Raw genomic sequence first — 15,739 nt, 5'->3', positions numbered from 1 at the left:
CTGCCTATACCCACTATTGAATCGTATATTCTCAAAAGTTTTATTTCTTTCTAAATAAGATCATTTTACCGATGTCATCACTCTACCTAAAATAGGGTCTAACATGTTTTCAAGGCTAGTTTCTTTACCCATTGGTTACCCTTCAGTTACCCTTCAGTTACTCTAGTAGTAACCAAACCGTAACCAAAGTGTGATTGAATCGTAAACGAAATACGGTGCAACCTCTTCTTATACACTAATTATTAATGAACCACCATCAACGAATAACTCTATGTAAACCAGCGATTGAATTCCTATTTCAGCAATATTTTCTAATTCCAAATTGCCTTTCTTACTAATATTACAATCATTTTATCCACGACTCAATATGCTAATCATAAATTAAATCTAATTTTGAGAGAGATTCACGCAGAAAAAGAGTATTCCTTTATCATGTTATACAGATCAAGAGTATCATGAAAAAATGATCCAAATAACTATCCACACAAAGTTCATTCTATATTAGCCATATAAGGAATAATAGAACTATTACAAGCCCCATTTTTATTCCATTTACAGCGATCAAAAATAAAGAATAAACGCAATACAATTTTATTAACATAAAAACCCAACATAACATTTGTATTGTATGTTTTTATATATTTTTTTTGTAAATTATAGCACGAAGTGTGGAGCAGTTCTCTTAATGTTTAAATTTCTCAAAATCATATACTAGCATGAAGTCGTTTCTTTTTTGTATAATAATTACCTGTTTATTCATTTCATGCAAAAAGAATGAATTAAACTACATTCCTGAAGTCATTGGACCACCTGAAAATATTCAACTAAATCAGGGATTTGTTAAGAAGAATATTAGCCTTGAGGGAATCTTTGATGACAAAGATGGAGAGACTCTTCAAATCACCGCTTTCTCCAATGCCATTGAAGTTGTAGATACTGAGATTGAGGGATCCAATTTAATTATCACAGAAAAAGGAAACGGTAAAACGAAGATTACTCTTCGTGCCACTGATAGTGTGGGCGACTACACAGAGACCAAATTTGGAGTAGATGTAAAACCTCCATATCTTCGATTTGCAATTATCTCTGACCCTCATTATTTAGATCAAACGTTGATCAATACACCTAGTTCAGCACTTCAATCAGAAAAAAATAAGAACCCTCTTATGTTTGAGGAGAGCAACATTATATTTCCTCAAACTATCGATATGATTAACACATATTATCATCCACAAGTGTTAATTATCAATGGAGATCTTACCAAAGATGGTTCTTTAGTTTCTCACCAAAGTGTTGTTGCACATTTAGAAGCAGCAGCGAGCCTAGGAATGCAAGTGTTTGTTGTACCAGGGTGTCGAGATATCAACAACTTCAATGCATCGAGATATAGTGGAGACAATAAAGTTTCTGTACCAAATGTCGTTATGGAGAAATATAAAACCTTATATCACAATTTTGGATATAATGATGGAGACATTACTTTCAGTCAAGATCTCAACTCTTTGAGTTATGCTTGTGAACCCCAGAAAGGAGTTTATATGATCATGATAGACTCAAACAGCTTTGAGGGTAACAACGCATCTAAACCATACAACGATAAAAGTAGAATTAAATCAGAGACATTGGATTGGATTAAATCCATTGTAGCCCAAGCAAAAGACGAGAGAAAAACGGTTATAACTTTCATGCATGGTTCACTTGTAGATAGCTTCCAAGATGAGTCAAAATATTTTCCGAATAATTTGATGGAAAATGCTAATAGCATTGCAAATACTTTGGCTGACTTAGGAATAAAAGTTGTTTTCACTTCACATAATCATATACAAGACATTACAGAGTTCACTTCTGATAATGGCAATAGATTGACTCAAGTACAAACGGGTTCATTAATGGCATATCCAAATCCATTTCGTATAGTGGAACTCAAGACAAATCATAATCTTTCGATAAAAACAAAATTATTTAGTGAATTCTACGAAGGAACTCAAGGAGCACAACATCTAACCAAAGCAAAAGATGAATTTAGAAAACATTATTCCGTTTATATCAATTCTAAATTAATCGAGTTATTTAACCTTTCAGGATACCAATTAAGCATCGGTACTGAAGCGGCAACTCAAGTAGGACTGATGCACACATATGGAGACGAAGATATGACTGAACTTGATCAAAATAGTCAGATCAGTATCAACACATTGAAGGAAGGAGCAGGGCAAATTCATGATGCAGGAATCATGTTAAATAATATGGTTAAAGATAAGTTCCCAACCAGTGATGTGCAGTTCTCAGTACCACATATTGGAGAATGGAATTAATGAAATACTTTTATACAATTAATAACATTAATTTAAATTATTGATAACAATTTCTTATCTTTGCCTTCATCCTCAAATAAATTGTAGGATAGATGATTAGGCAAATTTTGGTTTTTACTCCATCATAAGTAAGCTTGTGATGGAGTTTTTATTTCTACACACAAGGTTATTTTACTATAAAATACGAAAGAATAACTCCCGTGAAATAACACAAAATCCTCACCTATATCATGACTTCTTGTATTGATTCGAAATCTTCTTACAACGCTTTAGTCTAGCAATAATGGAAGGGATATTTTCCCTTGACATATATTCAAAAATCCAATCTAACTCATGATGTAGGTCTGAAAATGTTGAGACTGCTATCGTAAATATCTCCAAAGAATTACACCTTATTGCGTATGGATAGTTTGCATTTAAACAAAACATCGCGCACCGATCTAATACTCCTTCACGATGTATAAAAGGAGCTGGGCTTCGCAAAATAATACGACTCACAGATCGCAGGGTACTGGGGTTGTCACAACGAAGAAATATCGAACCAATAGAATTGGCAAAATATTCAATATAAAAAGGGTTGTCATCTAAAAAGTGATCGAGCAACCAATAGAGCCTTATATTTGGGTAGTTTTGAGGGGCAGCACACCTTAAAACAAGACTATGAACATAGCGGTGCGAACGTTTCATACATGCCATCCAGTGGAGAATATCCTCTTTTGATTTCGTCATCGACTCCTCTATTGGAGGAATTATTTCTTTATGGTCATCATATAAGATAGAGGACGTGATTCTACTAACTTGCATTCTTAAGACATTTTAATTCAACGTTATATCTTTCTTAAAAATAGATATCTCACACTATTTGACAAAGAAAAAGTTTTGAATTGTAACAAATATTCCATTACTTTGAAAAACTCATAGGGACAAGATGTCTAATATGAGATATTATTTTTAGCAATATGGCTTGGTGGGGCGCTCTGATAAAGAGAGTTATTTAAAGCCATATTTGTTTTTAGAAATTTATTATGATATATATTATTCAAAATATTTCTTGGTGGCTTATCTTATCGCATTTCCGTGACGAGATATAGCTTCATGTACCTATACAAGATATAAAAAAAGCGTTTTATCGGATCACGATAAAACGCTTTTTTTTTGATCCAAAAAATAAAAACCATCATTCACCATGAACAAAATATTAATCAAAACAAATACCAAACAGATTTTGGCTGATACCATAACCCCTGTTAGTATCTATCTAAAAATTAGGGACTCCTTTCCTAATGCAATTCTTTTAGAAAGTTCCGACTATCATGGTAACGAAGACAGTCATTCGTTTATCGCCTTCAATCCCCTCGCGACTTTTATTGTGGAAGATAATGTGATCAAACAATCCTACTTTGGAGAATCGTCACAACAAGAGATCAGCCAGAAAAATAACGTACCAGAAGCACTAGAAGCATTCTATAAAAAGTTTGCAGTAGATAAAAGAAAAGAAATCCCAATGAATGGAATCTTTGGTTATGTAGGTTACGATGCCATCCCTCTCTTTGAAGATATAAAATTTAATAATGTACGGGAGGTTTCACACCAGACACCTGAAATACGCTACGATTTCTATCAGGTAATCGTGGTGGTTAATCACCATAAAAACACCATTCAGATCATCGAAAACCGCAGAGATAATGAGGCTTCGAATATTGAATTCTACGAACAGATGATATTGAAATCTCCGTTTTCAACATTTCCATTTAAGTCTTTAGATTCAGAAAAATCAAATATTGACAACGACACATTCAAAGAGATGGTTCGTAAAGCAAAGTCTCATTGTTACAGGGGAGATGTTTTTCAGATGGTCTTGTCTCGTCAATTTAGTCAGAAGTTTATTGGAGACGAATTTAATGTGTATAGGTCTTTAAGAAGCATTAACCCCTCCCCATATCTCTTCTATTTTGACTATGGTAATTACAAAATCTTTGGATCCTCTCCAGAAGCACAGATACAGATAAAAGATAATACGGCATCCATTCATCCAATCGCAGGAACATTCAGAAGAACAGGAAACGATCAAAAAGATCAGGAACTTGCGCAGAAACTGTCGACGGATGAAAAAGAGAATGCAGAACACGTGATGCTTGTCGACCTAGCTCGAAATGATCTTAGCATACATGCAAAAAGTGTACATGTAGAGACATTTAGAGAAGTTCAATACTACTCACATGTGCTTCATCTTGTTTCGAAGGTGACAGGGACACTTGAAGAAACACATAATCCATTTAAGGTATTTGGAGACACTTTTCCTGCAGGCACATTATCAGGGGCACCCAAATACAAAGCAATGCAACTTATTGATCATTACGAGAATCAACGTCGTGGATATTACGGAGGGAGTATAGGATTTTTATCTTTTCAAGGTGATTTTAACCAAGCAATAATGATTCGCTCTTTCTTAAGCAAAGATCAAACATTATACTATCAAGCAGGAGCTGGAATCGTCGCAAACTCTTCTGAAGAGAATGAACTACAAGAGGTAAATAATAAGCTAGCAGCACTGAAGAAAGCAATAGAAATCGCACAAACTATCGAAGCATGAAAATAGTAATAATAGATAACTACGACTCGTTTACCTACAATTTAGTTCACTTACTCAAGGAGATTGAGGAGGTTGAAATTTCTGTACTACGTAACGACAAGTTCGAGTTAGAAGACTTAGAATCTTACGATAAGATATTGCTTTCTCCAGGACCGGGTATTCCCTCCGAAGCAGGACTATTAATGGAGACTATCAAAGCATACTCAGATAAAAAACCAATTCTAGGAATATGCCTTGGACACCAAGCTATTGGAGAGTATTTTGGAGCTACTCTAGAAAACTTATCCACAGTGTACCACGGAATTCAAAGTGAGATTATGATAGATCCTAAATCTCCTATATTTCAGGGGTTGGACAAACTTATTAAAGTGGGTAGATACCATTCATGGGCAATCTCAAATATAGAATTGCCTGAATGTCTTGAGATAATCGCCAAAGACGAGAATGAACAGATTATGGCAATACAACACAAAGAGTTAGATATTATAGGAGTACAATTTCACCCTGAATCAGTTCTTACTCCAGAGGGAGAGACGATGATACGTCAATGGGTAAAAAAATAAGTAACAACATGAAAGAAATATTATCATACCTTTTTGGCTATCACCAACTATCATCCTCTCAGGCTGAAGAGATCCTTATGGAAATTGCAGAAGGAAAATTCACTGATTCAGAGATCTCTTCTTTTCTTACAGTCTTTAATATGAGACAGATTTCTATTGATGAATTAGATGGGTTTAGAAATGCATTATTGAAACTATCTGTCCCTATTGATCTAAGCGATTACAATGCGATTGATCTTTGTGGGACAGGTGGGGATGGAAAAGATACATTCAATATCTCGACCTTAACAGCTTTTGTAGTGGCTGGAGCCGGATATCATGTAGCAAAACATGGTAATTATGGAGCCTCTTCATCTTGCGGCTCATCTAATGTAATGGAATATTTAGGGTATCGTTTTAAGAAAAACAAAAAAGAGATCCAACAAGAAATTGAAGAGACAGGTATCACTTTTCTTCATGCCCCTCTTTTCAACCCTGCGATGAAGCATGTTGCACCAGTACGTCGTGCTTTAGGTCTCAAAACATTCTTTAATATGCTTGGACCACTTGTGAATCCTGCGCAACCAAATAACCAGATGGTTGGGGTGTTTAATCTAGAATTGGCTCGAATGTATCAATATCTTTTTCAAAAAAGTAACAAACGATATACCATAGTACATTCTCTTGATGGTTATGATGAGATCTCTCTTACCTCACCTTTTAAACTCATACAAAACGATTGCGAGAGAACAATTAATCCAATAGAATTAGGGTTTACAAAACTTCAGGGGAGTGAACTCGCTTCTTCAGGAGATATCAAAGGAACTGCAAAGATATTTACGGATGTTTTACAGAACAAAGCAACGAGAGCACAACAAGAGGTCGTGGTCTGTAACGCAGCTTTTGCCATTCAAACTATAGATGCGCATTGCTCTCTTGAAGAGGCCAAACAAAGAGCAATCGAAAGTCTTCAAAAAGGCGCAGCATTCGATGTGTTTAAAAAGATAATTTCAAAATAATATGGCATCCTCATGAAAACAATATTAGACAACATTGTAAATAATAAAAAGAGAGAGGTTGCAGAACTTTACAGATCGAATCCTCATTTTGAGAAGGCTATTCAGGAAAGAAGCTTTGATAGGTCTATTGTACAACATATAGAAAATATTCATAAGCCAGGTGTGATTGCTGAGTTTAAACGTCAATCCCCAAGCAAAGGAGTTATCAATAGCCAATCCAATCCTATCGATGTAATACAAAAGTATGAGAAAGCAGGAGCTATAGCCACTTCGGTATTAACGGATCATCGTTTTTTTGGAGGAAGTATTTCAGATCTTACACAAGTTCGCCCACATACCAACCTCCCTATTCTTCGAAAAGATTTTATAATTGATAAGCTGCAAATTGATGAGGCAGCAGCATCAGGAGCAGATATCATACTACTTATTGCTTCGATTCTTACAGAAAAGGAGGTGTTCGATTTTACAATGCATGCGAAAACTATTGGGTTAAATGTTCTTCTTGAAGTGCATGATGAAATCGAATTACAAAAAGCATGTAGTGAGATTGATCTTTTAGGAATTAACAATCGAGATTTAAAAAGCTTTACTATTGACTACGACAGATCTCTTAGACTTCTTGATAAAATTGATAATACATTTATTCCTATATCAGAAAGTGGTCTTAGCTGCAGTAGTATTGTGAACGATCTATACCAAGCAGGATTTAAAGGTTTTTTGATGGGAGAGAAGTTTATGAAAGAAGAAGACCCTGGAGAGGCATGTATTCAATTTACTAGAAAACTCAAATAGAACGGATGAATATTAAAGTATGTGGGATGAAATATCCTGACAATATCAGCGCACTTCTAAAACTAGAAATAGACTATATTGGGCTAATACAATATCCCAAATCTCCTAGATATTGTCCATTAAACAATGTAGACTGGAGCGTAATAAAAAGATACGATATAGAGCCTATTGCTGTGTTCGTAAACTGTAGTTCTAAACAAATATTAGAGACAGTCAAGGATACGCCGATAAAAACAATTCAGCTACATGGAGAAGAGCCTATTCGAACATGTATTGAACTCAAAGAGATGGGCTACAAAGTTATCAAAGCATTTGGTATCGACGCCTATTTCTCTTGGAGCATTTGTGAGGAATACACCCCATATATCGATCTTATATTGCTCGACACCAAGACACCAAAATATGGAGGAACAGGGAAGAAGTTTGATTGGGAAATATTAAAGGACTACCCTTATCAAACACCATTCTTTTTAAGTGGTGGAATCGAGCTAGATGACTTATCAACAATTATGAATATAGCACATAAAAAACTATACGGGGTAGATGTTAATAGCCGCTTCGAAGATAGTCCTGGTCGTAAGAATATTCACAATGTGAATACTCTAGTTGAGAAGATCAAAGATTTTCACAATACAAACTAGTACAAAAGTTATTCACACAATGAACGACACAGCTATTCTCTCTTATTTAGAAGGGAGTAACACTAAATATACAGTAGATCTCAACACATCCCTTCTATAATTAACAGGGTTGTTAATATGTTGAAAAACATAAAATGAGTCTAATATCAACACTCAAGACTATGGTTATAAACAACCTTATTCACAGTGTGAATAAAGGTTGATAAAACCATAGAATACACTATTAACAAAGAAGAAAAAAACATCATGTATAAAGTAGATAACAACGGATTTTATGGCAAATTTGGAGGTGCATTTATTCCAGAAATGATGCATAAGAATATAGAATATTTACAAAATGAATACCTTCAAATTATCCAAACAAAAGAGTTCCAAGAAAACTTCAGAGGGCTTCTAAGAGACTATGTAGGCCGACCTTCACCACTATATTTCTCGGAAGCTCTATCTAATAAATATGGAGGGAGAATTTATCTTAAAAGAGAAGATCTAAACCATACTGGATCTCATAAGATAAACAATACGATTGGACAAATACTATTGGCTAAACACCTAGGCAAAAAACGTATAATTGCCGAAACAGGAGCTGGACAACATGGAGTAGCCACTGCTACTGTTTGCGCAAAAGCAGGACTAGAATGTATCGTTTATATGGGGGCTACAGACGTGCAGAGACAGCAACCAAATGTTGAAAAGATGAACTTTTTAGGAGCAAAGGTAGTTCCTGTTACTTCTGGAAATAAAACACTAAAAGATGCGACAAATGAAGCAATCAGAGATTGGATTTCAAACCCAGAAGACACTCATTACATTATAGGATCAGTAGTAGGGCCACACCCATATCCAGATATGGTAGCAAGATTTCAATCGGTAATTAGCGAAGAGATTAAAGTCCAACTACTAGAAAAGACTGGAAATGAAAACCCTTCTAAAGTAATTGCATGTGTCGGTGGAGGAAGTAATGCTGCGGGTGCATTCTATCACTTTTTAGATCAAAAACAGGTTGAATTAATTGCTGTAGAAGCTGCAGGAAAAGGCGTAGATACAGGAGAATCAGCAGCAACCACAGCACTAGGAAACACAGGAGTTCTTCATGGTGCGATGACTCTTTTGATGCAGACAGAAGATGGTCAAATAGTAGAACCATATTCAGTCTCAGCAGGATTAGACTATCCTGGAATCGGGCCACTCCATTCACATCTATTTGATAGCAACCGAGCTTCATTTATAAATGTAACTGACAACGAAGCATTAGATGCCGCTCTCGAACTAACAAACTTAGAGGGAATCATTCCTGCACTAGAATCATCACATGCTCTTGCAGCATTAAATAAGATCGAAATTGCAGATGAAGAAGTGGTCATACTCAACTTATCAGGAAGAGGAGACAAAGATATGGAGACCTATTTAAACTACTTTAATTCAAAGAACTGCTAAAACATGAATCGCATACAAAATACATTTCAAGAGAAAGAATCAAACATATTGTCTATATACTTTACTGCAGGACAGAAAGGATTAAATAAAACCGTAGAAATAATCTCTTCACTAGAGTCTGCTGGAGTAGATATGGTGGAAATAGGGATTCCTTTCTCTGACCCTGTTGCGGATGGTCCAACCATTCAAAAAAGCAGCGAAGTGGCAATCAAAAATGGGATGACATTAAAACAACTTTTTACAGAATTAAAAGAACTACGTAAAAAGGCAAAGATCCCTGTTTTGTTAATGGGATATCTAAATCCAATACTACAATACGGTATTGAATCATTTTGTAAGAGTTGTGCTGAAGTAGGTGTAGATGGAGTAATAATTCCAGATCTTCCTCTTAACATATACGAAAGACTTTATCAAGACACTTTCGACAAACACCATATAATCAACACATTACTAATAACGCCACAAACAAGCGAGGCTAGAATACGAGATATCGACAACAAAAGCAAAGGCTTTATCTATGTCGTTTCTTCAAACGGAACCACAGGAGATAAAAATGCAATTATCCATGACAATTATTTTGAACATATTAATAGCATGAAGCTTAAAACGCCACAATTAATTGGCTTTGGAATCAATGATAATCAATCATTTAGAAATGCATGTAAATACTCTTATGGAGCGATTATTGGGAGTGCATTTGTTAAAGAGATTGCATTGGATCACTCCTATGAAAACATCAAATCATTTATAGATAAGATAGTTAAGAACAATAAGAATACATTAACAGAAAAATTAACCAAATAAAAACCATATATAGAAAAATATACTATAAATTTGAAGTGATATTAATTTTCAATAGATGATTATTATGCTTGACTATGCACGTATTATTCTTCCAAAAGTGAGCTTTTCGGAAGAGTTATTCGAAAAAGAGTTACTAAAGTGTATTGAATGGGTTGGCCCTGAAAACCTTAACGAACTGTTTCAATTTTGCCAAGATAATTTTGGTATTGAACATGGTACTATTATTCAAAAAGTATTCCATTAGATAAAATAAAAAGAGTCGGCAATTGTCGACTCTTTTTTATCTTCATATTTAACCTCTGCTCTCGACCTCTTTAACCTTCTTTAAAATGTCTGAGGCAAATACAAAACGATTCAACTCTTCATTATCAACATTAAGGATCTCGGACGAGTTTCCTTCCCAACATTTTTCCCCTTGGTGAAGAAACAATATCTTCTCTCCAATTTCCATTACAGAGTTCATATCATGAGTATTGATTACAGTAGTTATCTTAAGATCATAAGTAATACGTTGAATCAATTTATCTATTACAATAGAAGTCATGGGATCTAGACCACTATTCGGCTCATCACAAAAAAGATATTTGGGGCCTAAAGAAATGGCTCTAGCAATAGCAACACGCTTCTGCATCCCTCCACTTATCTCCGAAGGAAATAAGTCATGAGCATCTTTCAATTCCACCATCTCGATACATCGATCTACCTGTATTTGCTTCTCTTTACGAGATAGTTTTGTAAACATATCCATTGGAAAACGGATATTATCTGCCACAGTAATAGAATCAAACAATGCACCACCTTGGAATACCATTCCGATCTCTTGACGCAACTTCTGTCGCTCATTAAACTTCATTTTAGAGACCTCTAACCCATTAAACAAGATGCTACCACTGTCTACATCATGAATTCCTACAATAGACTTCAACATGACCGTTTTTCCCGATCCACTTTGACCAATGATTAGATTGGTTTGGCCAGGCATAAATGTTGTATCAATTCCTTTCAAAACCTCTCGACCTTGAAATGATTTTCGTATATTCTTTACCTCGATCATTTAAAAAAGAGTTGAGTAATAACTAGATCTGCACATAATATTAAAATACTCGACAATACGACAGAATCCGTACTTGCTTTTCCTACTTCTAATGCACCTCCACGCACATTATAACCATAGTATGCTGGTATGGATGCGATAATAAACCCAAACACAAGTGTTTTTATAAAAGAAAATGTAACATAAAAAGGATTAAAAGTGTGCACCAAACCCTCGACATAATCTCCCATAGAAACGACTCCAGTTACAGGGCCTACAATAGCACCCCCTATAATACCAGTAGCCACACTTAACACATATAGAATTGGATTAAATAGAACACATGCTATAAGCTTTGGTAAGATCAGATAATTTGCAGAGTTAACACCCATAATATCTAAAGAGTCTATCTGTTCACTCACACGCATACTTCCAATTTCAGTTGCTATATTAGATCCAACTTTTCCTGCAAGGATTAACCCCAAAATAGTAGAGGAGAACTCAAGAATTAAAGTGTCCCTATTCCCTAGACCAATAAGATATTTTGGCATAAATGGATTCGACAAATTATAGGATACCTGCAATGTAAGGATTCCACCCATAAATAGAGAAATAACCATTACAATACGCATGGAGCCAACACCTAACTTATCCATTTCACGTAATAGATCACTCCAAAACATGGACATTTTCTGGGGTTTCTTTAACACTTTAGTCATCAAAACACAGTAGTCTCCGATTGATTCAAAAAACTTCATCCCTTATAATTTAATGATTTCTCGATAAAATTAATCAATTCTTTATCGTCTACATGAAAGTTTTAATTTTTCTCAAATAAACAATTAATCAAGGTACTTATAGACAAAACAAACTATCTTTATGGTAGTTTTGTTTAATTACTGTGTGGATATTAAAGAAACGTTGAATTAAAACCACTAAAAATTGGAAACCAAGAACAACCACTGTGTAATACTTGCTGGAGGAACTGGAGCTCGTCTTTGGCCTATTAGCACGACACAAAAGCCAAAACAATTTTTGGACCTATTAGATATAGGAAAGACATTAATCCAACTTGCATATCAAAGAGCTAGTAGGATATTCCCCAAAGAAAATATTTGGATAGTCACACTAAACAAATACAAAGACCTTACCCAAGAGCAGCTACCAACACTTCCAGAAGAGAATATACTAACAGAACCTTTCCAGCGTAATACGGCATCAAGTATCGCATATGCTTCACACAAAATATATCATACGACTGGAGAAGCTAATATTGTATTCACTCCTTCAGATCATATGATCACGGATGAATTTAGATTCCACGATGAACTACACAATGCACTAGATTTTGTCACTCAAAATGATGTGATTCTAACGATCGGGGTAAAACCAACAAGATCCGAAACCGAATATGGTTATGTCCAAGTAGATCACGCTATCAAGTATAAAACAATCTCTAACCTCTTTCAAGTAAAAACATTTACAGAAAAACCATCAAAAGAGATGGCACAAGTATTTGTAGAATCAGGCGAATTTTATTGGAATAGTGGAATCTATATTACCAATACGAAGTCAATACTAGAAGGTTTTTCTAAATATCTACCAGATATTCACAACCTCTTTCTTTCTGGCAGACACAACATGTGTACTGAAAACGAACCATATTTTATTCGTAAGGTCTATGCCGAATGCCCAAACATCTCTATTGATTATGGTATAATGGAGAAGGCCAATAATGTTTACACTTTAATCTCTGATATAGGTTGGTCAGATCTTGGATCTTGGAACTCATTCCATGAAAACTTTGAGAAGGATGAATACGATAATGTTCTAAATGGTGAGATGACACTAACATATAAAACAAGTGATTCAATCATACATCTACCAAAAAATCGTAGAGCTATTATTCAAGGGCTCGACAACTACATTGTAGTGGAGACAAAGGATATTCTTCTAGTATGTAAAAAAGATAATGAACATTTAATAAGACAGTTCAATACAGACCTAAAACTACTTGAAGAACAAAAAGAAGAGATTTTTTAGATAAAAAAAACGGACTACTCATTTAAAAAGAGCAGTCCGTTTTTACTAGGACCAAAGTGTTTTATCGAAATATCTACCTAATACTCCCAAACATCTTGTTCCCAATTGAAGATCTCATTCTCAATTCGAATAGCCTCTTCACTTGCTTTATCTCCTTTTGCATAAGACAAAATTGGGCGGTTATTGTACATATTTGACTCTTGGTAAATATACCCATCAAATTTACGATTCAAGAACACATCGTAAAAACTCAAATTACGTGCATCGTTAAATGAGTTGAATACCTCACTTTGACTTAGAACGTTTCTAGTATTTGGGAAATAGATCCAACATACTCTACGTTTCAATATCGGAGACTTTTCATCTAAAGGATCCTTTGGATAAATCAAGATAGGGCATAAACCAAGAATTCGAACCTGCATATAAGATGCTTGTTTATCAAAAAACCAAACCTCTTTAATCATCATCTGTTTGATGTCTCCAAGGTTTACCTGGTCTAAAGTAAATGGTTTTTGATAAGGTTCTGTGGAATAAGTCCAAAGCTTATCTGCTACTTGATCCCAATCTAACGGAATATCAAACTCAGTTTTTCCATCCTCAGGATCGTAAGCTAGAAATTGTCCTTTCTCTATTCCAGTAAATAGAATAGTCATCAAATTCTTCTTTCCGTTTACTTCCTTTGTAGGATAATAAAGAGGTTGATTCATTCTCTCCCTAAGATCAATAATACGCCAAACAGTCTTCTTCCATAATATATCCGCTTCACGAACTTTAGGAAGAGGAGCAGGTTTTCTTTCAGAGGTTATATGAGGTACATATTGTGCTCGAACGAGAGTACTACCAAGACACATTAGTGCCACTAGTAGGAAAAATACTTTTTTCATAAAGCAAATTCTTTTGATAAAACACGTCCTAAGAGGAGTCCTACTAAGAAAGTAAGTCTCCTCTATTATATTTCAATTAATTATAATTCTATTAGCGAATACGCACACTTAGACTTGGAAGACGTCTATCTGTTCCATCATCACCATGAGCCATGATATTCTCAATATAAACACGATTTCCTCGAGTTACCCCTTTCATCAACTTCAACTGGTCTGCAGTTAGTCTATCTGAATTTGATCTCTTTTCTACTACGAAACCCTGTTTGCTTGTCGAAACAACAAAAGAAGTCACTTTAAATTTCAAGTCAAAATCAAAGTCTTTCAATACTGCATTGATACGCAAACCAGACTTTAATGTTCCTTTGGTTGCAATAATCCCATTGCTCTTACCTAAGAACTCTGCAATTGGATCAGGAACACGTTTCACGCGAAAATCCATTTTACCCATCAGTTTCTTCCCTGCTGGAAGGTTCGCATAAACAGAAACAACCGATTTAGAACCAGCAGTTTTAGGATAAACCTCAAAACCATTAGAACCCTTCTTGATCGTTCCATTCGTTACTTTTGCCTCCAACTGGTCTGGCAATACACCAGGAACAGAGATACTAACTGGGTTTGGAACTCCTTTATAGAAAACATTCATCTTTGTTGGAGAAATCGTCAAAGTAGGCCTTGCTACTTGATAAGCTCCTTTAAAAGGGAAGTTCTTATAAGTTCCATCAGGCATCTTAAATCGGATCTTTCCATTATATGAAAAGTCCCCAGGCTTATTTGCTTGGGCTTTAAAGATTGCCTTTCCATTATCATTTACAGGCAGACGCTTTCCATTCACAGCGATCGTTGGGTAGTCAGTGGTATCCACTGCAGCAAGGAAAATTTGTGACTCATAAGTACCACCTTCCAACACATAAGTCGAAGTTGGAATCACCTGAGCCAAAAGTTTATTTACCTTAAACGATTTTGCATCGATCTGTTTAAATAGATAATTAATTACATCGGCTTCGGCATTGCGAAGATCCGACTGCATCTTAGTCATCAATGTAACCACAGCAATCAAAGGATATCCATCAAAACGAGAAGATTCCCATGTTTGAGGCAATTCCCCTTCTATTCGTTTCGGTTTGCTTGTATCCAAGATCTTATTTAAAGAGCTTACCAACGCACTATCTTTTTGAACCAATTGAACAAGGTTTTCACGATAGTCTGTAAGCATATCTTTTAGAACAGTACCTTTCTTCTCAAGCAACATTATCTCAGCTGCCATATGGGTATCATCCTTCTTCTCAATATGATCAAAGTCAGCCTTCTCTTTCTTGTCTGCACGACAAACAATCTCTTCTTTTAGAGATTGAATGTGATTCACAAGACGATCTGTTTGACTCTTAATAGAGTCTGCTTTTACTTTGTATTTTCCAGCCTTTTTTGGATTTACTGCAGCTGCTTGATCAAACCTTGCATAAGTCTGCATGTTTTTCGCATTAAAGTTCTGAATGGTCATCTCTAAACCATGATCCACCGTCGTAAATGCGTTCAATACGTTCTTATCAACATTCAATGCAAGCATGGCTGTGTATACCAAATACATTACACCGATTAGCTTTTGCCTCGGTGCTTCGGCACAAAACTTAGCTCCCATATA

The 15,739-nt window shown here is 35.3% G+C and carries 15 protein-coding genes; 10 read left to right on the top strand and 5 right to left on the bottom strand.

Features of this window, described 5'->3' with window-relative positions; translation table 11 throughout:
• Positions 1–716: 716 nt before the first annotated feature.
• Positions 717–2,315: a metallophosphoesterase gene (locus tag K4L44_16550; GenBank protein QZE14118.1), complete on the top strand. Its 1,599-nt coding sequence runs from the start codon at positions 717–719 to the stop codon at positions 2,313–2,315.
• Between the two features lie 228 nt (positions 2,316–2,543).
• On the opposite strand, the gene K4L44_16545 is transcribed toward K4L44_16550, so the two are convergent.
• Entirely contained in the window at positions 2,544–3,119 is a 576-nt protein-coding gene (locus K4L44_16545) for a hypothetical protein (GenBank protein ID QZE14117.1), read from the bottom strand.
• 382 nt (positions 3,120–3,501) lie between these two features.
• Between K4L44_16545 and K4L44_16540 the strand changes: the two genes are divergently transcribed.
• The 8 genes from K4L44_16540 to K4L44_16505 all read left to right on the top strand — a co-directional run bounded on the left by K4L44_16540 (position 3,502) and on the right by K4L44_16505 (position 10,384).
• Positions 3,502–4,908 carry a chorismate-binding protein gene (locus tag K4L44_16540; protein QZE14116.1) on the top strand — a complete coding sequence of 469 codons (1,407 nt, stop codon included), beginning with the start codon at positions 3,502–3,504 and terminating at the stop codon, positions 4,906–4,908.
• A complete protein-coding gene (locus K4L44_16535; GenBank protein QZE14115.1) occupies positions 4,905–5,471 on the top strand; it encodes an aminodeoxychorismate/anthranilate synthase component II in 567 nt (188 codons plus the stop codon). Before K4L44_16540 ends, K4L44_16535 begins: the two co-directional genes overlap by 4 nt.
• An 8-nt stretch (positions 5,472–5,479) precedes the next feature.
• Positions 5,480–6,469: an anthranilate phosphoribosyltransferase gene (trpD, locus tag K4L44_16530; protein QZE14114.1), complete on the top strand. Its 990-nt coding sequence runs from the start codon at positions 5,480–5,482 to the stop codon at positions 6,467–6,469.
• A gap of 12 nt (positions 6,470–6,481) precedes the next feature.
• A complete protein-coding gene (gene trpC / locus K4L44_16525) occupies positions 6,482–7,261 on the top strand; it encodes an indole-3-glycerol phosphate synthase TrpC (protein QZE14113.1) in 780 nt (259 codons plus the stop codon).
• Positions 7,262–7,266: 5 nt separating this feature from the next.
• Positions 7,267–7,902 (top strand): phosphoribosylanthranilate isomerase, encoded by a 636-nt coding sequence (locus K4L44_16520; GenBank protein QZE14112.1) that lies wholly within the window; start codon positions 7,267–7,269, stop codon positions 7,900–7,902.
• 246 nt (positions 7,903–8,148) lie between these two features.
• Positions 8,149–9,336 carry a tryptophan synthase subunit beta gene (trpB, locus tag K4L44_16515; protein ID QZE14111.1) on the top strand — a complete coding sequence of 396 codons (1,188 nt, stop codon included), beginning with the start codon at positions 8,149–8,151 and terminating at the stop codon, positions 9,334–9,336.
• A gap of 3 nt (positions 9,337–9,339) precedes the next feature.
• Complete coding sequence (gene trpA / locus K4L44_16510) at positions 9,340–10,140, top strand: tryptophan synthase subunit alpha (GenBank protein QZE14110.1); 801 nt, start codon at positions 9,340–9,342, stop codon at positions 10,138–10,140.
• 55 nt (positions 10,141–10,195) lie between these two features.
• On the top strand, positions 10,196–10,384 hold the full coding sequence (locus K4L44_16505) for a hypothetical protein (protein QZE14109.1): 189 nt from the start codon (positions 10,196–10,198) through the stop codon (positions 10,382–10,384).
• A 48-nt stretch (positions 10,385–10,432) separates the two neighbouring features.
• Here K4L44_16505 and K4L44_16500 read toward each other — a convergent pair whose 3' ends face one another.
• Positions 10,433–11,194 carry an ATP-binding cassette domain-containing protein gene (locus tag K4L44_16500; protein QZE14108.1) on the bottom strand — a complete coding sequence of 254 codons (762 nt, stop codon included), beginning with the start codon at positions 11,192–11,194 and terminating at the stop codon, positions 10,433–10,435.
• The gene (locus tag K4L44_16495) at positions 11,191–11,931 is read right to left on the bottom strand and encodes an ABC transporter permease (GenBank protein QZE14107.1); all 741 of its coding nucleotides are present in this window, start codon (positions 11,929–11,931) and stop codon (positions 11,191–11,193) included. The genes K4L44_16500 and K4L44_16495 overlap by 4 nt, the downstream gene beginning before the upstream one ends.
• Before the next feature lie 184 nt (positions 11,932–12,115).
• On the opposite strand from K4L44_16495, the gene K4L44_16490 reads away from it, so the two are divergent.
• Positions 12,116–13,216 (top strand): mannose-1-phosphate guanylyltransferase, encoded by a 1,101-nt coding sequence (locus K4L44_16490; GenBank protein ID QZE14106.1) that lies wholly within the window; start codon positions 12,116–12,118, stop codon positions 13,214–13,216.
• Positions 13,217–13,293: 77 nt separating this feature from the next.
• Here the strand turns inward: K4L44_16490 and gldN are convergent, their stop codons facing one another.
• Both gldN and gldM read right to left on the bottom strand, forming a co-directional pair.
• Positions 13,294–14,100 (bottom strand): gliding motility protein GldN, encoded by an 807-nt coding sequence (gldN, locus tag K4L44_16485; GenBank protein ID QZE14105.1) that lies wholly within the window; start codon positions 14,098–14,100, stop codon positions 13,294–13,296.
• Positions 14,101–14,191: 91 nt separating this feature from the next.
• Complete coding sequence (gldM, locus tag K4L44_16480) at positions 14,192–15,736, bottom strand: gliding motility protein GldM (protein ID QZE14104.1); 1,545 nt, start codon at positions 15,734–15,736, stop codon at positions 14,192–14,194.
• Positions 15,737–15,739 lie beyond the last annotated feature (3 nt).

The sequence above is a fragment of the Prolixibacteraceae bacterium genome (genome assembly GCA_019720755.1).
In the GTDB taxonomy this organism is placed as follows: Bacteria; Bacteroidota; Bacteroidia; order Bacteroidales; family Prolixibacteraceae; genus Halosquirtibacter; species Halosquirtibacter laminarini.
Note: the sequence above shows the minus strand (reverse complement) of the source record. Positions and strands in the feature narration are given on the sequence as shown.